Raw genomic sequence first — 19,941 nt, 5'->3', positions numbered from 1 at the left:
CAAAAAGCAATAACAATTAACACATTAATATTCCGTTAGTGAGCAACATGAAAAATCTCATCCCCATTTTCTTCATTTTCACACTCATTGCCTGTAACAATCAAACCAATGTACCGGATGTATCGGGTATCAAGGTTGATCTGAAGGTTGAGCGATTTGAACAGGATTTTTTTGGCATTGATAGCAACAATACAAAGTCCGGTTTGGCACAGGTGCAACAGAAGCACCCTCAATTTTTGCCTTTGTTTGTGAATCATGTGCTGGGGTTAGGACCTTTGGTGGATAGCAACTTCCTGGTGTATGATGGAAGCAAACGTTTTCTACACCTGAATCAACCGGTATATGAAGCGTCGCAGAAGTTGTATAAAAATTTCAGCAACACAGCAGAAGAACTCACAAACGGTTTCCGGTATGTGAAGCATTATTTCCCATCGTATCAAATTCCAACGGTCATTACAACTGTTGGACCAATGGATGCATTAGCACCCATGAGTAATAATGAACCAAGCCCTAATTATCTCGGAGAAAATTTTCTGGCTATCGGATTGCAATTTTACTTAGGGAAAGATTATTCGATCTATAATGATCAAGGTTATATCAGCAGCATTGCTCCCCAATACCGCAGCCGCAGGTTCAGCAAGGAGTTTATTGCAAGTGATGTATTTACATTAGTGATTGATGATTTATACCCCGACAGTAGCAACCGCTATCCGTTGATCGAACGTTTTGTAGAAAAAGGAAAACGTTTGTACCTGTTGAACCAATTCCTGCCAAACAGTAACGATACATTGTTGATCGGCTATACAGGCAAACAACTCAACTGGTGTAAAGAAAATGAACGAAGCATTTACAATTTCTTCATCCAGCAAAATCTGCTTTACGAAATTGATCCTTCACGTATCCAGAATTTTATTACAGATGGGCCAACAACGCAGGGAATGCCTGAACAAAGCCCGGGTAATATTGGAGCCTTTCTCGGTTGGGAAATTGTACGATCGTACATGGAGAAAAATCCTGCAGTTACTTTACCACAGTTGATGAAAACATCGAACAAGACCATCTTCAACGAATCAGATTACAAACCGCATTAAGCTGTTTGCGGCGGACGACCCATTTGTTTCATCATCTTGAAGTGAGATACAATCGCTGCTCTCATCGTTTTAATTGAATTATAAGGCAGTTTATATTCCTTACACTTCTGTTCTACTATTTTACTGATAGCAGGGTAATGAATGTGGCTGATACGGGGGAAAAGATGATGCTCCACCTGGTAATTCAAACCACCTGCAAACCATGAAACAATTCTATTACGTGGTGCAAAGTTTGAAGTTGTTTTTATCTGGTGTACAGCCCATTCGTTTTCAATAAGCAATGCTTCATTAGGTCCGGCATATTCAAATTCCGTTTCTTCCACCACATGTGCCAGTTGAAACACGATAGCCAAAACAAAGCCGAGTACAATTTCCATTACAAGGTATCCAACCAACCAAGGCACAAAGCCAACAACCATAATTGGTAAAGCGATATAGAAGAAAGCATACAATAGTTTACTCACCCAAAAAACAACATGATCATTCACGCTCATTTTCTGCATGGGCGTATTATTCACTTTCTTTTTGAAGTATTTATCAAAATCAAGATATGCGGCCCAGGCTAACGAAGAGATCGCATAAAGAAACACAACGTAAATATGTTGATACTTATGAGCCGGTTTCCATATTTGCGACTGGCATTGACGCATTAACGGGCTTCGTGCAATATCATCATCCACACCATCTACGTTGGTATAAGTATGATGAATAATGTTATGCTTGAACTTCCAGATAAATGCATTTCCACCCAGCGCATTGATGGTATAACCTAATAAGCTGTTTACCCATTTTTTACTGCTGTAACTACCATGATTCGCATCGTGCATTACATTAAATCCAATGCTTGCAAACACAATACCCAACACCGCACACAATGTCAACGACAACCATACCGGCATAGATACTGTTAATAACAATATGTAAATGAGTAGTGCTGCGGGAATTAAAACAATTGTTTTAAGATAAAGCTTGAAATTGCCCGTTTTTCGTGTATTTGTTTGCGAAAAATAATTCTCTACTGCTTGTTTGAGATCAGAAAAAAATACAGAATTCTTGTTGTTGAAAGTAACTTTTGCCATTGAAAAAGCTGCCTTTTATGTACAGAAAATGCAGTGGTCAAAGATACATTAAAAAAGCAAGGAAATAGTTTTGTAGAAGGCTGTTATAGCCCCAATACTGTTAAATTCAACACTTAATTATTTTTGAAGGGAGCGATCATCTCAAACATCGGGATGTTTACTTTGAATTGCTTTTTTGTGTGCATGTTTTCCATGCTGTAATTACCTTCCATTTTACCCATCTCGGTTTTCAGGTTACAACCACTTACATATTGGTACTGATCGCCTGGAAGAATCACCGGTTGAACACCCACTACTCCTTCGCCATCAATTTCTTTATAAGATCCATTGCTATCGAAAATATTCCAGTGACGTTGCAGAAGCTTTACGGGAAAGGTGTTGTTGTTTTCAATGGTAATGCGGTAGGCAAACATAAATTCAGCAGCAACCGGATCGCTGTAATCCGGTTGGTAGTAAGTTTCCACACTTACCTTAACGCCTTCTGAAATTTTGAAAACCATGTATTAATTTGCTATAAAAATAATCGAATTTTAGAGAACTGCAGCCATTGAGATGAAGAATGGCTTAAAAACAACAAAGATCAATATGCCAAAGTCAACGCATAAATACAAAAACGGAGAAGTAACCATTGTTTGGAAACCTGATTCTTGTATCCATTCCACACTTTGCTGGAAAGGATTGAGAGATGTGTTTAACCCTGGTAAACGCCCGTGGATAGACCCAAATGGAGCCTCAACCGAACAAATTATTGCGCAGGTAAGTAAATGTCCAAGCGGGGCTCTCAGCTATTTTATGAATGATGCGGAAGATGCAGAAAAAGAATGATGTTTACTTGTCGAACCACCAGCCCACATTTGTCTTGCTCATCAGCCATGTAACTGACATGCCTGCTACCAATACAGAGGAGATGACCATGAGAATGATGGCCCGCTTTTTCTTGCGGCGGCGGCTGCTTGATCCGGAAGCATCGTAAAACAGAAAAAAGCTCCAGATCAAAGCTCCGAATGACAGAAAGAAGAAGAACTTAAACAGTTCAAGTCTTGCTGTATATGCGCCTAACAGAATAATTGACATCACGGGTTAGATGGTTTGGTTGACTTATCGTGTTCTTGTAAAAATAATTAAAACCCTGTTTGCTTCAACAGAAAACATCAGCCGGCCTTTTTTGTTTTGCTGTATCCATTTTTCAATAAGTATTGTACTACTTTTTCACGGTGGTCACCCTGTACAATAATTTCACCGTCCTTCACCGATCCACCGCTGCCACATTGATTCTTTAATTGTTTACCCAGCTTTTCTGCATCCTCGTCGGTTCCCACAAATCCATCAACCAATGTAACCGTTTTTCCTGCACGATGTTTTGTTTCCAGTTTTACACGGAGATTTTGTTGTGCGGGCGGTAAGGTTGCCTGTGGCACCCGTTCCTCATCTTCAAAACGAAAGTTTGGATCGGTACTAAAAACAAATCCGCCTTTATCGGGTTTAAATTTTTTACTCATGATTTCTTCTTTTACTGTTCAACAACTGCTTTTAAACTCAGATCAAGACTGCGTGCCTGGTGGATCAATGCACCTACACTCACATAATCCACACCTGCAGCTGCATATGTTTGAATGTTTGAAAGATTTATTCCTCCGCTTGCCTCTGTTTCAACTTGCTCACCTATTAAAGCAACTGCTTCTTTTATCTGTTCTGCTGTAAAGTTATCTAACATGATGCGGTTTACTTTACCCGTTGCCAGTACTTTTTTTACATCATCCAGGCTTCTTGTTTCTACTTCTATTTTTAAACCAGGTTTTACCTCTTGTACATATTTATATGCTTTTTCAATGGCTGCTTCAATGCCACCACAATAATCAATATGATTATCTTTCAGCATGATCATATCGTACAATGCAAACCGATGATTATGTCCTCCCCCAATTGCTACTGCTTCTTTCTCGAGTAAGCGGAAATTAGGTGTTGTTTTACGTGTATCGAGAATACGTGTTTTATAACCGGCTAATTTATCGGAATAGGTTTTTGTAAGCGTTGCAATTCCGCTCATACGTTGCATACAGTTCAACACCAGCCGTTCGCATTGTAAAATTGTATGAACAGTTGCTTCCACATCAAACGCAATGTCACCAAACTTCATCTGATCACCATCCTTCATATATGCATGAAAAACAATATCGGGTTGTTGAAAACGAAAAATAGCTTCAGCCACTTTCATGCCGGCAAGAATTCCGGCTTCTTTAATTTTCAAAACAGCTTTCCCTTTTGTTTCGGGTGAAATACAACTGAGTGTTGAATGATCGCCTTCACCAATATCTTCTTTTAATGCCGAAGCAATGAGCTGTTGTAACAGTTCATTATAGTTTGCTACCATGCCACAAACGTACATGAAATTTTTGTTCACTGTTATGCACAAAAAAGCCCTCCGCATATCGGAGGGCTCATCATATTATCTTTTCCGTTTGCTTAATTCTTCTGTTCAAATTCAACACCCTGGATCAATTGCTTATCACCTTTTGTACGCATGTAAACAGTTGTGCGATAGGTACCTCCTGCCGAAGTGAGTGTTCCAATAATAAAATTGGATGATGGATTGCTGCCCGAGTGCTGCACTTCAAAGTTTCGTACTTTATTCAGGTTAAAGAAATCTCTGATCACCAGCTCCGCCTGTCCTTTACTGAAGGAATTACTTTTACCCGGAACTGTTACATCCACTGTATTATCAAAATACTTCGCCATTTTTTCTACGCTACCTGTTTTCAAGGCAGCCACAATATCATCTTTCTGTGTAAACGAATACAAAAAAACAGTCAGGGAAAGCAAAAAAGTCATTTGTAAAAAATACCTCATTTTCATATCAATAGGTTTAGGACATCATAATTGCTAAAAACATGCCAACTAACAATTATACAGACGTATAAAGTTAACCAATCGTTGCCTAACGTTTGTAATCAAATGATTTTGACCCAAATAAAGTAATTTTGGTCGTATGACAAAGAATAAAGCAATTCTCGTAATAATGGACGGATGGGGTCTAGGACCGGTAAAAACGGCTGATGCCATCCAAAATGCCAATGTGCCTTTTGTTAGCAGTCTTTACGCTCAGTTCCCGAACACAACATTAATTACCTGTGGTGAAGCTGTAGGCTTACCGGACGGACAGATGGGGAATAGTGAAGTTGGTCATCTCAACCTGGGTGCCGGCCGTATTGTATACCAGGAGTTACAGCGTATTCACGTTGCTGTTCGCAGTGGTGAATTTGTGGCCAACAAAATATTGAATGAAAGTATTGATTATGCAATTGCCAATCAAAAACCCCTGCACATCATTGGTTTGGTGAGCGATGGCGGTGTACACTCGCACACCAGTCATTTGAAAGCCATTACCACTTTGTGCAAAACAAAAGGACTAAGTAACGTTTTCATCCATGCATTTACCGATGGCAGAGATACCGACCCCAAAAGTGGATTGGGATATTTGACCGATCTGCAGCAACATCTTGATACAAGCGTTGGAATAATTGCGTCTGTTACAGGCCGTTACTATGCAATGGACCGAGATAAACGTTGGGAGCGTGTAAAACTTGCATACGATGCATTGGTGAATGGTATTGGTGAAACAACAACAGATGTTTTAAAAGCACTCGCTGCTTCCTATGAAAACGGCATTACAGATGAATTTCTGAAACCGCTTATCAATTCGAACGCAGTCAATTCTACTATCAAAGATGGTGATGCAGTAATCTGTTTCAACTTCCGCACCGATCGTTGTCGTGAAATAACGCAGGTACTTACGCAAATTGATATGCCCGAACATGGAATGCATAAACGCAACCTGCATTATACCACTATGACGGAGTATGATAAAACATATAATAATGTGCATGTAGTTTTTGAAACGGATAACCTAAGTAAAACATTAGGTGAAGTGTTAGAATTACATGGGCGTACACAAATACGTATAGCTGAAACTGAAAAATATCCGCATGTAAGTTTTTTCTTTAGTGGCGGGCGTGAAAAGCCGTTTGAAGGTGAGAAACGCATTATGATCCAATCGCCCAAGGTTGCTACTTACGATCTGCAACCGGAAATGAGTGCAGTAGAAGTTACTGATGCCATTGTTCCTGAAATTGAAGATGAAACTGCTGATTTTATTTGTTTGAACTATGCAAACGCAGATATGGTGGGCCACACCGGCGTATTCCCGGCGGCTATTAAAGCTGTTGAAACGGTGGATGCTTGTGTTAAGCGTGTTGTTACTGCGGCATTGGAACACGGCTATACTGTTTTTCTTACAGCCGATCATGGAAACGCAGATTATATGATCAATGAAGACGGCACACCCAATACCGCACATACATTAAACCCAGTTCCCCTGTTTGTGATCAGCCGTTCATGGAAAGGAAATCTGAAAGCCGGAAAATTGGGAGATATTGCACCGTCCATCTTAACTATTATGGGATTGCCGGTACCAAAAGAAATGACCGGCGATGTATTGATCGATCAATAATGTACTTCATCAGAACGATAACAGCCGCATGCTTACTCATTGGTTTATGTGTGCCCATGTTATCGCCTGTAATATTACAACTCAAACAACTGCATGTTCAACACGAAATGCTGGAGAAACTGGAAAAACAGGAACTCATCAGCATTCGTGTAAAAACAAATTCCATTCATTGGGTAAAGCCAAAGAAAGAATGTGTACTTGGAACTGAAATGTTTGATGTAAAGAAAATAGTGGTTGATGGAGATGAACTTGTTCTTACCGGATTGTATGATGCAAAAGAGAAAGAATTAAAGCGGATGATCCGTCAACAGTCGGAACAACAATCGAAACAATCAAAACAAACAGTACAGTTATTAGCTGCTTTAGCATTACCGGTTGACGCAGCGAACATCTTTTCATACAGAGCCGAACCAGTTGTTTTAAAAAATCTGTTCCGGCAATCTTTTTATCACTCCCCTTTTTTGGGCTTTCTTACTCCCCCGCCCCGATTTGTATAAATATATTTCAATCGACAGATTTTGAACATGAACCTGCAATAAGATGAATCGATCAATCTTGTTGTCAGGTAATTGGTATTTATATTTTATCAAACTAAACAAATGAGAAGAACAGCATTTGCTTTCCTGGCAAGTTTTGCCGGCTTGTGGGCGCATGCGCAGGAAACAGCAAGCGATAGTACGTTAAAAGAATTGTCAGAAGTGGTGATCAGTGCCAGTAAGTTTCCCGAAAAGAAATTAAATATTGCACAACGTATTGATGTCATCAGTTCAAAATATATCAGCAGGGTGAACGCACAGAATACAGGCGATCTGTTGATCAATACTGGAAATGTGTTTGTACAAAAAAGTCAACAAGGCGGCAGCAGCCCGGTTATCCGCGGCTTTGAAGCAAGCCGTGTATTGTTGGTAGTAGATGGTGTACGATTGAACAATCTGATCTATCGTGCAGGTCATTTACAGAACGCAATTACGGTTGACCAGAATATGTTAAGCAGTATGGAAGTATTGTATGGGCCTGCATCAACCATTTATGGCAGTGATGCATTAGGTGGGGTTGTACATTTTCGTACCAAAGCACCCATACTTGCAACAGAGGGTAAAAAAATGTTAGTGAAAGGAAGTGGCTTTGCACGTTACAGTTCTGCTAACAATGAAAAAACAATTCATGCAGATATTAATCTTGGCTGGAAAAAATTTGCCTGGTTACAATCGTACACCTTCAGTGATTTTGGTGATGTGAAAATGGGAAAGAATTATCCTGATGATTATCCAACATTCGGGCGCAGAGATTCTTTTATGACACGCATCAACGGTATTGATTCTGTTGTAAAAAACCCGGATCCACAGGTACAGAAATTTTCCGGTTACAAGCAATGGGATATGTTGCAGAAACTGTTGTTCAAGCAATCAGAAAAAGTATCGCACATGTTGAATGTGCAATACTCAAATACTACCAATGTTCCCCGTTATGATCGTTTGCAGGATAAACGCAATGGCACATTACGTTATGCAGAATGGTATTATGGGCCACAGGAACGTTTACTTACTTCGTATGAAGTAAGTATTGGCAAAGCAGGTTGGTTCGATAATATTAACCTGAATGTAAACTACCAGGCAATTGAGGAAAGCCGTTACACGAGAGATTATCGTCGTTACGATCGTTTGGATGGAAGAGTGGAAAATGTGCAGGTAGCGGGCTTTGTTTTGGATACACGTAAAATCTGGGGTGGTAATGAATTAACATTGGGTACAGATGGACAGTTCAACACATTAAAGTCAACTGCGTCACGAGTAAACATCAATACCGGGGCAGCAACAAAAATCGATACGAGATATCCGAACGGAAAGAATACCCAATTAAATGCAGGTTTGTTTGCACAACACGTTTTCAAATTCAAAAATAAAAAGTGGATATTGAATGATGGTTTGCGTGTACAAACAATTCGCCTTCATTCAACCATTGCTGATAACTCATTTTTAAATCTGCCTTTTACCGAGATCAATCAAAACAACACAACTGTTACCGGAAATATCGGCTTAGTGTATTTACCGGTTGCGGGTTCAAAGTTGAGTGCAAATGTGGCTAGTGGTTTCCGTGCACCAAATGTTGATGATCTTGCAAAGATCTTCGAGTCAAGTACAGCCGCCCGTCAGGTAGTTGTGCCGAATGCCGATATTAAACCGGAACGAACATATAATGTTGATCTTGGCCTTAGTCAAAATATTGGCAAGAATGTACGCTTTGAGGTAAGTGCTTTTTACACATGGTTCCGTAATGCATTGGTAAAAGCCCCGTATCGATTAAATGGCGAGGACTCTATTGATTATAACGGCATAAGAAGTCAGGTTCTTGCCAATACAAATGCAAACAAAGCATACTTGTATGGTTTCTCTGCTTCTCTGTATGCAACTTTTGCGAAGTATATAACCTTCAGCAGCCAGATCAATTTTACCAGAGGCCGTTTTGAAACCGACGATACAAAAAACTCATCGGTATACGAGAAACAAAGCAATGGCAGCTATGCATTGGTAAGCAAAAAAGTATCATCCAAACCACTTGATCACATTCCACCCGTGTTTGGCAAAACAAGTATCAGCTATCAAAAAGATAAAGTGATGGCTGAATTGTTTGCATTATACAATGGCTGGAAAAAACTTGATGCGTACAATGCAGATGGAGAAGACAATGCTCAATATGCAACTGCCGATGGAATGCCGGGCTGGGTTACATTTAATCTTCGTACTTCGTATAGCTTTGAGTTTGCAACACTGCAATTTGCTGTAGAAAACATCTTTGATCGCAACTATCGAAATTTTGCTTCGGGTTTTTCTGCGCCCGGCAGAAATTTCATTGTTGCAGCAAGAGTCAATTTTTAAACCAAGTAACAATGTCCCAAACAATTGTAAAACGAACCAGATGGTATCGCAAAATTCATCGCTGGATCGGCTCGGGTTTGTTTATCTTTTTCTTTTTTATTGCGGCCACCGGTTTACTCCTTGGCTGGAAAAAGAACAGCAATGGTTATTTATTGGCTAATTCCTATCAGGGAACAACCGCTGATGTAAAGCAATGGCTGTCGTTTGATTCGTTACAATCAATTGCCATCAAAACGATTCACGACAGTATATCCCTGGACCTATCTGCAACTATTGACCGGATCGATGCACGGCCGGGTAAGGGAATGGTGAAATTTGTATTCAAGGATCATTACTGGGCCGTACAACTCGATTGCACAACCGGGAATGTGCTCCATATTGAGAAACGACGGGCTGATTTCATTGAGCATTTACACGATGGTTCTATACTCGACAATCTCATCAAAAACAACAATGGACTGTTGAAACTTTCCTATACAACCTTCATGGGTGTTAGCCTGCTCCTGCTCACCTTCACAGGTTTCTGGCTTTGGTATAATCCCAAACGGATCAGGAATAAAAAAGAAAAAAGGCAGGATTGATCCTGCCTTTTTTAAACGTTGAACTAGTTTCTGAAAATGGACTTCAAACGATTGACAGACCTTGATTTCCTTGCTTTATTTTGACACTAAAGCAGCAGTAGTTTCAAAGAATTTGTCTAACTTGAGGGTTGCAAACCCATCTGTGAATGTCTGAGGAAGCAATCTTACAAGGATGTCTTAAAAATCAACCGGCTGCACAGCAGGAATTGTATAGTAAGTACAGTCCTAAAATGTTATCCGTTTGTTACCGTTTTGCCCGCAACCGGGAAGATGCGGAAGATATGTTGCAAGAAGGTTTTATCAGGGTATTCACTCAAATTCATCAGTTTCAAAGTAAAGGCTCTTTTGAAGGTTGGATCAGGCGGATTATCGTGCACACCTGCATTAATCACTTAAAGAAACACAAGAAGTTTAATGACAGTGTTGACATTGCACAAGCCCACACCTTACATGTAAGGGAAGATAGTGTGCCTTCGATCATCCAGGCCAAGCAGGTAGTTGAATGTATCAGAATGCTGCCCATTGGCTACCGAACGGTGTTAAACCTGTTTGCAATAGACGGGTACACACATCGGGAAATTGCCGGTATGCTGGATATTGAAGAAAGTACCAGCCGATCGCAATACACAAGAGCCAAAGCCATGCTGGAGCAGATCTTGATTCAGAAAAAAATCATTTTCCGGCCGCAGAAACAAGGTGAATGGGTGGCAGCAGCCCATGCTCGGTTTTAAATTATCCGTACTACTACCAAACCAAAACTGATTATGGAGCGCTACATGTACAAGGACGAATCTTTTGAAGGAATGCTGAAGGAAAAGGCAGATGAGTATAAAATGTACCCATCCCAACAGTCGTGGGAAAATATTCAAAAACGCATCCGTCATCAAAACCGCATCATCAATTTCAAGTCCATTGGTTTAAGTGCATTGCTTCTTATTGGTATCTCTGTTTCTCTTTCCAACGATCAAACAACAAACAAACAATCCGATTTCACCTCTTTTATAGCCTCAGTTTCTGAACAAAATCCGGCTGTAAGCACAGCATCGGTTAGTATATCTGTACAAAGAACACCGGCTAAAATAATTCCGATAACAACTACTGTTCCGGCAATCGAAAAATCTGAGCAGCCGGTTGTGTTCAATACAACAGCAGTAGCTGAAGAAATTGCTTCACAAAATAATACACAAGAGACCTCACAAGTTTCATCGAAAGAAGTAAGTCCTGCAGTGTTACCTGAGGAAACAGTTGTTACAACCAACCCAACAGAGCAATCATTACAAAAAGCTACTATACATATTGAAGCTCCATCGATCAAGCCTGAAGTAAGGATCAAAGCACCAGGCGAAATCGAGCCTCTTGTTGCTTCAGAAACAATTGCTACAACAGATTTAGTGCCTGAAACAATGCTCACCGATGCTGAATTGAATTATGAAGTGAATGTCCCGATGATCAGCAGCAGAAAAGATAAAAAACTATTGCAGTTCCATATTACACCTTCGGCGAGTTACCGTGTTTTATACAGCGACAATAAATTTACATTCGGCAACTTTCCTCAACAAACCCCTGAAAATGTAGTAAGGCATCGTCCTTTAATAGGGCTGGAGGCCGGAGCATCTGTTTTGTTCCCTGTTTCAAAAAATGTGAAGTTCAGAACCGGTTTGCAGTTTAATTATACCCGTCATAACGTGGAAGTTTTCAGAGCAGCGCCGCAGTTAGCAACTGTTGTGCTTAATTATTCTTCCACCATTCAGCGTGTGAGTTCATTGAATACAGATGGCAACCGTTATCTAATGACTGAAGTGGCGAACGAAACATACCAGGTTTCAATACCTGTTGGTCTGGAATTAAAATTAACAGGCAGGCAGAAATTGCAGTGGCATATGGCAGCGAATGTTCAGCCAACTTACCTGATCGCAGCTTCCGGCTACCTGCTTACAAACGATTTAAAGAAATATATCAAAGCACCCGATCTGTTAAGCAACTTAAATCTGAATACAGCCCTTGAAACATTTCTTCGGTGGGATATCAACAATGTGCAATTCCAGGCTGGTCCTCAGTTGCGTTATCAGCTTTTCTCAAATGTAAGAGGCGATTATCCCATCAAAGAACATTTAGTTGATTATGGATTCCGTATTGGCATTGTTAAAACCCTAAGGTGATTTTCTGCCGAACATTTTCGGCGCACATTCCCATTATAGTTTTCGATATTTTTACGGCATGATACGTATTATGTTCGCTGCTGCATTTCTGGCAGTTTTATTTACATTCTCCAGCTGTAAAAACAAGAAACAGGAACCAAAGAATTATATTGATGTAAGCTCCTACATGAAGGGGCAACTGAAATATATTGATACGGTCCCTTTTGCTTTTTTAAAAGTAGTACAGCAAGACAGCATTTATACCGACTCCCAATTTATCAGCAAAGAGCAGGTGAAAGCAATTGTACAGCCCTTTCTTGTAAAAGAACTGGAGAAGAAAAATTTTGAAGAGAACTTCAAAGAGATATCTTTTGCTGATGCCACCATTGAAACAGTTACCATTACTTATGATGCAGTGAACGAAAAATCGCCTGTGTCCAGAGTTGATATTTATGTGAACCCTGAAAAAGAACGGATCAGTCAATTATACCTGATCCGTCATGAACAAAAAGGCGATTCATCAGTTACACAACAATTACTTTGGAAACACAATAAAAGTTTTGTACTCATTACTTCCACCGCTAAAAAAGATCAGCCGGAAAAAGTGATTACCGAGAAAGTGATTTGGGATGAACGAGAAGATTATTAACGATGACCGACGTTGAATTAAAAAAAGTATTACCCGGCATACCTACACAGCCCGGCATTTATAAATATTATGATGCTGACAAGAAACTATTGTATGTAGGTAAAGCCAAACATTTACGTAAGCGTGTTTCTTCTTATTTCACGAAAACGCTGCAATCATACAAAACACAGGAACTGGTACGGCGCATCAACAGCATTGAGTTTACAGTAGTGAATTCAGAACAGGATGCTTTTTTCCTCGAGAATTCATTGATCAAACAATTTCAGCCTGTATTTAATATTGATCTGAAAGATGATAAAAGCTATCCCTTTATCGTTATCAAAAAAGAACCATTCCCAAGAGTTTTTCTAACACGAAGAAAAATACAAGATGGCTCAACCTATCTTGGCCCGTTTACATCCGTTGCAAAAGTGAGAGATCTGATCGATTTCATCAGACAGCACATTCCCATCCGAAATTGCAAACTAAACCTCAGCGAAAGCAATATTAAAAAAGGAAAGTTCAAAGTATGTCTTGAATATCATTTGGGAAATTGTAAGGGACCCTGCGAAGGATTGCAATCGCTGGAAGATTATCAGAACGATCTGGAGCAAGTCAAAAATATTCTAAAGGGAAATCTTTCGCCGGTGATCCGTCATTTGAAAGAAGAGATGAAGCAATTTGCAAAGGAGATGAATTTTGAGCGGGCCGAGATCAATCGTAAAAAAATTGAACATCTCGAAAACTATCGTGCTACTTCTACGGTAGTAAACCCACGCTTAGGAGATGCAGATGTTATCTCCATCATTATACAGGAAGAAAAAGCATTCCTCAACTATATGATGGTGCAAAACGGAAGTATTATTCAAACAGAAAATCTGCAACTCGAAAGTCATTTAGGTGAAACAGAAAAAGAAATTCTTGAATTTGCAGTGAGTTATATCCGCAACCGTTTTGAAAGTCTTTCACCTGAATTGATCGTGCCTGTTGAATTGGAACTATTAGATGAACAGTTAAAAATAACTGTTCCGAAATCTGGTGAAAAGAAAAAATTGCTGGAGCTATCGCAAAAAAACGTAGCGATCTTTTTTGAAGAATACAAACGAAAGAAAGCATTGCAGCTTACTGATAAACGAAAAGAAAACAGCATCAAGATCATTGAACAGTTGCAACAAGATCTTCATCTGCAACAATTACCAACGCATATTGAATGCTTTGATAACTCCAATTTCCAGGGAGCCTACCCGGTGGCTGCCATGGTTTGTTTCAAAAACGGCGAGCCCAGCAAAAATGATTACAGAAAATTCAATATCAAAACAGTAACCGGAATCAACGATTTTGCATCGATGAAGGAAGTGGTAATGCGACGTTATAAACGATTACTTGAAGAACAAGCTCCATTGCCTCAATTGGTAATTATTGATGGCGGTAAAGGTCAATTATCTTCTGCTATGGAAAGCATTCGTGAATTAAAGCTGCATAAACAAATGACAGTTGTTGGGCTTGCGAAGAATGTAGAAGAATTATTTTTTCCGGGAGATAATGAATCGTTGAAGCTGGATTACAATGGTGAATCATTACGCCTGATACGTACAATACGGGATGAAGTACATCGCTTTGGTATTACATTCCACCGGCAAAAAAGAAGCAAGGGTGCATTTAAAACGCAATTGGATGACATTAAAGGCATCGGTAAAGAAACCATTGATGTGTTGATGAAAGAGTTTAAATCGATCAATAATATCAGCAATGCTTCTGCAGAAGCGATTGCAAATGTAATTGGAGAAAGCAGGGCGAAGTTGATCAAACAGGCATTGGAGAAGAATGAAGAGTGAGAGCAAAAAAAATGGGGCCAGGATAGAAATCCAGCCCCGTCTTTAAAATCCAATATCCTATGAAAAACCGAAACGAAGATACAAACACTTCCTATAAAAGCAATACCCTAATACGGGTATTTTAAAAAAAAGTTGCGTATTTTTTCTGTTGCAATTTTCAAATTTCTCTATCGTAATCACTTGTAATTCAATTATAATATTATCAACAGGCAATAAAAAAACCGCCCTGACGGGGCGGTTTTTTTATACAATATATTTTTACCTTAGTACGACCATAGATCCTGCTCGTAATTGAAAATTTTGTCTTTGATATTCTCCCCTTCTAATAAGCGAAGGATCGGATCTTTGATATAATCTTTCAAACGACGATCATACGGATTATCCATAGTTGTTTTGGTAATATAGCTGCTGAACATGCGGTTTTCAAACAATTCTTCCCATGTCATACGTGCACCAAAGTTTTTGCCATTGAATGCTTCGTAACGTGAAAGAACGCTGCGGGCATCAGGATAATAAATCCAGAACAATGGAATCATTCCCACAAATACACCTGACGAAGTATACTGAGGTTTGATTGGGCAAATTCCTAAGATCCGCACAAACATGCGTGATGATTCTTTATCAAATACCCACTCTTCTTTTATACGGAACTGGTAAATGCTATCCGGATCAAATTCACGAGTACGTACTTCGTATTTTTCAATATTTCCCTGCATGTCATATACTGGCACTGTATCAACGCCACCTGAAAAAGATTGCATTACTTTATCAGGAGTAAGCGGAGTAGTGAATCGATCATCAAGAGATGCATCAAACGCAGTAACTTCCCTGTCACGTATTGCTTTCAAAATAATTGAAATGAAACGTTGGTTGCCATTATCCTCGTCCGCAGCATAGCGGAAAGGCAGATTCATTTTTTCACGAGTATCTAACTCTCTCCATACACGCTGGCGGTATACCGCATCATCCTCACGGATATGTTCATATGCCAACGGTTGACGATCTTTTATAAGATTACGCTCAATGGATGCATCATTACGCAAGGAAGGTATAATCGTATCCATTGCTGAATTACCGGTAGATTGAACAACTACAATTGGAATATTTACTAAAGGCTGATTTGTTTGTTGCTGCTGGTTATTATTACCATACGCAGAATTCTGCTGTGGTTGTTGCTGAGTTGGTGGTGTACCATAACCCGATGAGCCATAGCCGGATGTTTGTTGCTTCGGCGGTGTAGTTTTACGTGTTGTTTTCTTCCGCTGTTGAGCAGAAACAACACCCGAAACCATCAGGGATGCAACCAATAGACCAACGCCAAGGTTTTTCATTTTCATTTTACCGGTTTTATACTGTTTAAACGCAGATTTTATCGAAATAATATACAAGTCTTAATAAAGATTGAAAAACGGACCAGGAATTTTTCTGCGACCACCCGGACCAGATACCTGAATTTCATCAAGCGTAATGGTCGTACCTGGCTTTGCCTTATTGATCAAGTCCTGAACTGCATCAAATGAGTTACCATTTACCTGACGGAACTGAGGATCAGGAAAACCTGCACCGGTTAAGTAGATCACAAACCCTGTAACTGTAAATTGTACGCCTTCAAATACAAAGTTCTCCAAATCGGCTCTGATGCCTCGTTGTGCCTTGAAAATGTTTGATTGAATACGGCCACCTTTACTTGCACCAACCATTGCAACCGGATCCGGAACTGTTTTTACCCTGAATTCAAAGCTGCTTGGTTTACCATCGGAATTAACAGTAACGATTGCTTTACCAGGTGTATTTGGTTTTGCAATATATCGACCCGGGCCGATTTTGCTAAGCGAACCATTATTGATGCTGACAGTTACTTTTTCGTCACCCACGCTTCCACCACTCACAGCGAGCTCATTATCTAAACCGATATACAATACTTTCACTTTTTCAGCACTCACAAAAGCGCCGGTTGCAGTACCTACAGTATAATTAAGATTTGTTTCTTTTGATTGAGGGTTACCATCCTGATCTGTATAGTTTACAACTACTTTTACAGAACCACTTGTACTTCCAACTTTAAATTTCCTTACAGCCATTCCCTTCTCGTTCAGTTCAACAGGCGAACCCGCAATTGAAACAGTAGGGAGCTTGCTTTTACTGAATGCACCTAAACCGGCTGTGATTTCCATTTCCTGTCCTGGAAACAGGTAAGTAGTGTTAGCACCTACAATTGGTTCAAAGGCATCGAAACGAACAACAACCTGACCAACTTGATTATGAAACTCATTTACCAAACGGCTTTCGGTTGTCTTCACATCGTTCTGGAATTTGCTCAGCATGGTTAATGCCGCAACAGTTGGAGTCATGTGGAAGTATGCAGAAGCCCACGTTACTTTACCCATTTTGCGGGTAGTTGACTTAGGTATCTCGGTGTTGATCGGCAGGTTCTTTTCAAACAACTTTCCGATTGCCGGATCAATCGCCAACATCTTTGTTCTGTATTCTTCCAGTTTTTTACGAAGTTTTTCACCTTCGCCTTGCTTATCCATGATGCGGGTAGCAATGTCAACATTATCTTCTTTAAATGTTGAGTTCGGATCTTTTGGGTCGTAACCTCCCTCAACTTTAATTTTAAGTTTCAGTTGCTCAATATAATCAGTTACCTCTTTTGTAAGACGAACAGCCGTTTCAGCCTTTGGCATCCATATCTCGGCTTTTACTCTTGATTCAGGTGCAGCGAGCTTAATTTTGAACGATTCCATGATCGTTTCTGTAGAACGGTTTACGACTGTATTGGTAGTGGTAAGACTATTGTCAACTACTTTGAAGGCGTTAATGATCTCTGCAGATACGTTCAATGCTAACAGTGCTGTTAACACGAGGTACATGAGGTTGATCATCTTCTGCCGGGGCTCTTTAGGTAGTGCCATGATTCTCGGATTTTGGTTTTAAATCAGGTAATTAGTTTTGATTCGTCTGTTGTTTATCTTCCTTGCATTGCGTTGATCATATTACCATACACATTGTTCAATGTGCCGAGATTTTTGGCAAGCGCAGCAATTTGCTCCTGTGCACGTTTTGCATCATCTACACTACCCAACATAGCATCAGATGCCTGTGTGAGGTTACCGTAGAATTTGTTCATTGCTTTCAGGTGATTATTGGTATCCTGTAATTCCAATTCGTAGATCGTATTTAAAGAACCAAGGTTCTTGGTCATTACCTGTACTTGCTCATGGTATGCTTTTGTACCTTCTGCAGCGAGGTTGAAAGAAGTTACAGTTGCAGCAGCCTGTTGGTAAGCATCTTTCATGCCGCCCAACACTTGTGCTGCTTCTTTTGATTTTGCACTTAATTCACCGGTTGATGCAACTACATCACTTACATCTTTAATTCCACCAACTGTGTTGTTCAGTTTCTGGAAATTATCGCCCAGGCTTTTGAGACTGGTTGGAGTAATGTTCGCTTCATTCATCATTTTATCTAGAGAAGCTAACGCAGGTGTTCCTGCGGGAGCTGCAGCTTTATGTTCCTCGTGCATACCATATCCTTGCGACGCCAGGTAAGCATATACTAAGAAGATACCTGCTTCGGTCAACAGACCTACAGTAAGCATCATGTCAGCAAAAGAAAGGTGGAGAATTTTGGCCCACGCTCCGAAGATTACAACGGCGGCACCAGCGGATACGATAATGTTTGTGATTTTTTCGGTTGATTTAGAGACTGCCATAAAAGTTGGTTTTAAAAAAGGTAAATCATTGATGGTTTGAGATCAGCTCAAAAAACTAGGTTTTTGGACTAAAAGGTAAATATTGGGATACAAAATTTAAATGGTTGAGGCATTAACGCTTCTTCATCATTGGTGGAAGGTTAATCACACAGCGGAAGCCGATATACGATTTCGCTGTATCCTGGTACTCATAGTTGCGGGTACTTGTTTGCAGGAAGTAACCAACACTCTGCCAGCTACCACCACGAACCACTTTACGTTTCATACGTGGAGGATCGCTGTCCTTCGCATTATAACGGATATCGGGGTTCATGTCGTGTGCAAAGTTGTAAGCACCTTCGTAGTAAAGAGAACCTGTCCACTCTGCAACGTTACCGGCCATGTTATATAAGCCGAAATCGTTTGGCCAATAAGCATCGGCACGCACAGTATAGAAACCACCGTCTTCAGGATAGTTACCACGACCGGGTTTGAAGTTGGCCATTAAACAACCTTTACGGTTACGGAGATAATAGTTACCCCAAGGGAACATCGATTGTGAACGTCCGCCACGGGCTGCATATTCCCACTCAGCTTCAGATGGCAAGCGGTAGCTTGATTCTGTTGCATAACCTTTTGCGTCGTTGAAATTATTGAGGTGACGTGTACGCCAGTTACAAAATGCATTTGCCTGTTTCCATGTGGTACCAACCACAGGATAGTTTGCGAACGCAGGGTGTGCAAAGTAACGCTGACTCATTGGCTCATTGTAGCTGTATGAGAAATCACGTACCCACACCAATGTATCGGGATATACTTTAATCGGATTCTTGATAATGAATTTTGAACGAGGTTCGTTTGGTTTGCGGTAAGCAGCAGCTTTGTAATCCACATATTCTTCCTGATAAATCAATTTGTCAGGATCGATTTCCATTTTACCGAAGATGCGATCATCCGGTGCCATCATCATCTGGCCCAGTTTTTCATATACATTCTTCTCTTTCCAGATACCGGCTGCTTTTTTCCAGTCGATCGAATTTGTTTTCGGATCGATGTAGTTCAACACAGTAGCTGCAATGGAATCACGTACGTAGAAGATAAATTGCTTGTACTCGCTATTGGTGATCTCGGTGGCATCCATCCAGAAGCCACTGATCGACACCTGGCGGTTACGTGCAGTGTATGCGTAGTTGATGTCCTCATCACTTGGACCCATATGAAAGGTCCCTTGAGGAATCATCACCATTCCCATATGCGTGTTGTTGTTTTGCTTGGCCCCATAGGCTGCACCAACAAGTTGACCGTTGTTTGCTGATTTCGAAGAAGACTTCGATTTACCGCAGCTGACAGCTAGTACGGATAGGGCGGCGATTGTTAGGCAACTTAACAGTTGGTTCTTCATTTGTTAAGAATTTAATTTTCTTGATTAAGGTATTGGACAAATTTAAGTACTCCTTTCAGGAATCACCTTAAAATTCATCGCAATGCTAATAATTAATTTTTAAATATTCA

General features: G+C 40.2%; 20 protein-coding genes. 10 read left to right on the top strand and 10 right to left on the bottom strand.

Translation table 11 applies throughout. From position 1 onward, the window contains the following. The first annotated feature begins 47 nt into the window (after positions 1-47). Positions 48-1,091, top strand: coding sequence for a gliding motility lipoprotein GldB (gene gldB / locus WG989_RS08015; RefSeq protein WP_340428556.1), 1,044 nt, complete (start codon positions 48-50; stop codon positions 1,089-1,091). Here gldB and WG989_RS08010 read toward each other — a convergent pair. Together WG989_RS08010 and apaG are read right to left on the bottom strand one after the other, a co-directional pair. Then, on the bottom strand, positions 1,088-2,170 hold the full coding sequence (locus WG989_RS08010) for a fatty acid desaturase family protein (protein WP_340428555.1): 1,083 nt from the start codon (positions 2,168-2,170) through the stop codon (positions 1,088-1,090). The two genes, gldB and WG989_RS08010, sit on opposite strands and share 4 nt — an antisense overlap. 113 nt (positions 2,171-2,283) lie before the next feature. Then, positions 2,284-2,670 (bottom strand): Co2+/Mg2+ efflux facilitator ApaG/CorD, encoded by a 387-nt coding sequence (gene apaG, locus WG989_RS08005; RefSeq protein WP_340428553.1) that lies wholly within the window; start codon positions 2,668-2,670, stop codon positions 2,284-2,286. Between the two features lie 52 nt (positions 2,671-2,722). On the opposite strand from apaG, the gene WG989_RS08000 reads away from it, so the two are divergent. Beyond that, positions 2,723-2,995: a (4Fe-4S)-binding protein gene (locus WG989_RS08000; RefSeq protein ID WP_340428551.1), complete on the top strand. Its 273-nt coding sequence runs from the start codon at positions 2,723-2,725 to the stop codon at positions 2,993-2,995. Between the two features lie 3 nt (positions 2,996-2,998). Here the strand turns inward: WG989_RS08000 and WG989_RS07995 are convergent, their stop codons facing one another. From WG989_RS07995 to WG989_RS07980, 4 genes are all read right to left on the bottom strand, one after another. Then, positions 2,999-3,244, bottom strand: a complete 246-nt coding sequence (locus WG989_RS07995) for a hypothetical protein (RefSeq protein WP_340428550.1) — start codon at positions 3,242-3,244, stop codon at positions 2,999-3,001. Positions 3,245-3,321: 77 nt separating this feature from the next. Further along, positions 3,322-3,669 carry a translation initiation factor gene (locus WG989_RS07990; RefSeq protein ID WP_340428549.1) on the bottom strand — a complete coding sequence of 116 codons (348 nt, stop codon included), beginning with the start codon at positions 3,667-3,669 and terminating at the stop codon, positions 3,322-3,324. An 11-nt stretch (positions 3,670-3,680) separates the two neighbouring features. Beyond that, positions 3,681-4,556 carry a carboxylating nicotinate-nucleotide diphosphorylase gene (gene nadC, locus WG989_RS07985; protein ID WP_340428547.1) on the bottom strand — a complete coding sequence of 292 codons (876 nt, stop codon included), beginning with the start codon at positions 4,554-4,556 and terminating at the stop codon, positions 3,681-3,683. A 77-nt stretch (positions 4,557-4,633) separates the two neighbouring features. Beyond that, a complete protein-coding gene (locus WG989_RS07980) occupies positions 4,634-5,023 on the bottom strand; it encodes a DUF4783 domain-containing protein (RefSeq protein WP_340428546.1) in 390 nt (129 codons plus the stop codon). A gap of 133 nt (positions 5,024-5,156) precedes the next feature. Here WG989_RS07980 and gpmI point away from each other — a divergent pair, with 133 nt between their 5' ends. From gpmI to uvrC, 8 genes are all read left to right on the top strand, one after another. After that, on the top strand, positions 5,157-6,677 hold the full coding sequence (gpmI, locus tag WG989_RS07975; protein WP_340428545.1) for a 2,3-bisphosphoglycerate-independent phosphoglycerate mutase: 1,521 nt from the start codon (positions 5,157-5,159) through the stop codon (positions 6,675-6,677). After that, positions 6,677-7,174 carry a hypothetical protein gene (locus WG989_RS07970; protein WP_340428543.1) on the top strand — a complete coding sequence of 166 codons (498 nt, stop codon included), beginning with the start codon at positions 6,677-6,679 and terminating at the stop codon, positions 7,172-7,174. The genes gpmI and WG989_RS07970 overlap by 1 nt, the downstream gene beginning before the upstream one ends. A 102-nt stretch (positions 7,175-7,276) precedes the next feature. Then, positions 7,277-9,553, top strand: a complete 2,277-nt coding sequence (locus WG989_RS07965) for a TonB-dependent receptor (protein WP_340428542.1) — start codon at positions 7,277-7,279, stop codon at positions 9,551-9,553. Between the two features lie 11 nt (positions 9,554-9,564). After that, the gene (locus tag WG989_RS07960; RefSeq protein WP_340428540.1) at positions 9,565-10,134 is read left to right on the top strand and encodes a PepSY domain-containing protein; all 570 of its coding nucleotides are present in this window, start codon (positions 9,565-9,567) and stop codon (positions 10,132-10,134) included. Between the two features lie 146 nt (positions 10,135-10,280). After that, positions 10,281-10,865, top strand: coding sequence for an RNA polymerase sigma factor (locus WG989_RS07955; RefSeq protein WP_340428539.1), 585 nt, complete (start codon positions 10,281-10,283; stop codon positions 10,863-10,865). A gap of 33 nt (positions 10,866-10,898) precedes the next feature. After that, entirely contained in the window at positions 10,899-12,293 is a 1,395-nt protein-coding gene (locus WG989_RS07950) for a porin family protein (protein ID WP_340428538.1), read from the top strand. A 58-nt stretch (positions 12,294-12,351) separates the two neighbouring features. After that, positions 12,352-12,921 carry a hypothetical protein gene (locus WG989_RS07945; protein ID WP_340428537.1) on the top strand — a complete coding sequence of 190 codons (570 nt, stop codon included), beginning with the start codon at positions 12,352-12,354 and terminating at the stop codon, positions 12,919-12,921. Positions 12,922-12,923: 2 nt separating this feature from the next. After that, positions 12,924-14,735 (top strand): excinuclease ABC subunit UvrC, encoded by a 1,812-nt coding sequence (gene uvrC / locus WG989_RS07940; protein WP_340428536.1) that lies wholly within the window; start codon positions 12,924-12,926, stop codon positions 14,733-14,735. A gap of 263 nt (positions 14,736-14,998) precedes the next feature. Here the strand turns inward: uvrC and porN are convergent, their stop codons facing one another. The 4 genes from porN to porK form a co-directional block, all read right to left on the bottom strand. Beyond that, a complete protein-coding gene (gene porN, locus WG989_RS07935; RefSeq protein ID WP_340428535.1) occupies positions 14,999-16,072 on the bottom strand; it encodes a type IX secretion system ring subunit PorN/GldN in 1,074 nt (357 codons plus the stop codon). A gap of 54 nt (positions 16,073-16,126) precedes the next feature. Continuing rightward, positions 16,127-17,650: a type IX secretion system motor protein PorM/GldM gene (porM, locus tag WG989_RS07930; RefSeq protein ID WP_340428534.1), complete on the bottom strand. Its 1,524-nt coding sequence runs from the start codon at positions 17,648-17,650 to the stop codon at positions 16,127-16,129. A gap of 53 nt (positions 17,651-17,703) precedes the next feature. After that, positions 17,704-18,450: a type IX secretion system motor protein PorL/GldL gene (gene porL / locus WG989_RS07925; RefSeq protein WP_340428533.1), complete on the bottom strand. Its 747-nt coding sequence runs from the start codon at positions 18,448-18,450 to the stop codon at positions 17,704-17,706. 112 nt (positions 18,451-18,562) lie between these two features. After that, on the bottom strand, positions 18,563-19,831 hold the full coding sequence (gene porK / locus WG989_RS07920) for a T9SS ring complex lipoprotein PorK/GldK (protein ID WP_340428532.1): 1,269 nt from the start codon (positions 19,829-19,831) through the stop codon (positions 18,563-18,565). Between the last annotated feature and the right edge of the window lie 110 nt (positions 19,832-19,941).

Source organism: Lacibacter sp. H407 (assembly GCF_037892605.1).
Taxonomy (GTDB): domain Bacteria; phylum Bacteroidota; class Bacteroidia; order Chitinophagales; family Chitinophagaceae; genus Lacibacter.
Note: the sequence above shows the minus strand (reverse complement) of the source record. Positions and strands in the feature narration are given on the sequence as shown.

Excerpts from the sequence above, each read along its gene's own strand:
- gldB (WP_340428556.1), top strand. The coding sequence starts at position 48 with ATGAAAAATCTCATCCCCATTTTCTTCATTTTCACACTCATTGCCTGT.
- WG989_RS08010 (WP_340428555.1), bottom strand. The coding sequence starts at position 2,170 with ATGGCAAAAGTTACTTTCAACAACAAGAATTCTGTATTTTTTTCTGAT.
- apaG (WP_340428553.1), bottom strand. The coding sequence starts at position 2,670 with ATGGTTTTCAAAATTTCAGAAGGCGTTAAGGTAAGTGTGGAAACTTAC.
- WG989_RS08000 (WP_340428551.1), top strand. The coding sequence starts at position 2,723 with ATGAAGAATGGCTTAAAAACAACAAAGATCAATATGCCAAAGTCAACG.
- WG989_RS07995 (WP_340428550.1), bottom strand. The coding sequence starts at position 3,244 with ATGTCAATTATTCTGTTAGGCGCATATACAGCAAGACTTGAACTGTTT.
- WG989_RS07990 (WP_340428549.1), bottom strand. The coding sequence starts at position 3,669 with ATGAGTAAAAAATTTAAACCCGATAAAGGCGGATTTGTTTTTAGTACC.
- nadC (WP_340428547.1), bottom strand. The coding sequence starts at position 4,556 with ATGTACGTTTGTGGCATGGTAGCAAACTATAATGAACTGTTACAACAG.
- WG989_RS07980 (WP_340428546.1), bottom strand. The coding sequence starts at position 5,023 with ATGAAAATGAGGTATTTTTTACAAATGACTTTTTTGCTTTCCCTGACT.
- gpmI (WP_340428545.1), top strand. The coding sequence starts at position 5,157 with ATGACAAAGAATAAAGCAATTCTCGTAATAATGGACGGATGGGGTCTA.
- WG989_RS07970 (WP_340428543.1), top strand. The coding sequence starts at position 6,677 with ATGTACTTCATCAGAACGATAACAGCCGCATGCTTACTCATTGGTTTA.
- WG989_RS07965 (WP_340428542.1), top strand. The coding sequence starts at position 7,277 with ATGAGAAGAACAGCATTTGCTTTCCTGGCAAGTTTTGCCGGCTTGTGG.
- WG989_RS07960 (WP_340428540.1), top strand. The coding sequence starts at position 9,565 with ATGTCCCAAACAATTGTAAAACGAACCAGATGGTATCGCAAAATTCAT.
- WG989_RS07955 (WP_340428539.1), top strand. The coding sequence starts at position 10,281 with ATGTCTGAGGAAGCAATCTTACAAGGATGTCTTAAAAATCAACCGGCT.
- WG989_RS07950 (WP_340428538.1), top strand. The coding sequence starts at position 10,899 with ATGGAGCGCTACATGTACAAGGACGAATCTTTTGAAGGAATGCTGAAG.
- WG989_RS07945 (WP_340428537.1), top strand. The coding sequence starts at position 12,352 with ATGATACGTATTATGTTCGCTGCTGCATTTCTGGCAGTTTTATTTACA.
- uvrC (WP_340428536.1), top strand. The coding sequence starts at position 12,924 with ATGACCGACGTTGAATTAAAAAAAGTATTACCCGGCATACCTACACAG.
- porN (WP_340428535.1), bottom strand. The coding sequence starts at position 16,072 with ATGAAAATGAAAAACCTTGGCGTTGGTCTATTGGTTGCATCCCTGATG.
- porM (WP_340428534.1), bottom strand. The coding sequence starts at position 17,650 with ATGGCACTACCTAAAGAGCCCCGGCAGAAGATGATCAACCTCATGTAC.
- porL (WP_340428533.1), bottom strand. The coding sequence starts at position 18,450 with ATGGCAGTCTCTAAATCAACCGAAAAAATCACAAACATTATCGTATCC.
- porK (WP_340428532.1), bottom strand. The coding sequence starts at position 19,831 with ATGAAGAACCAACTGTTAAGTTGCCTAACAATCGCCGCCCTATCCGTA.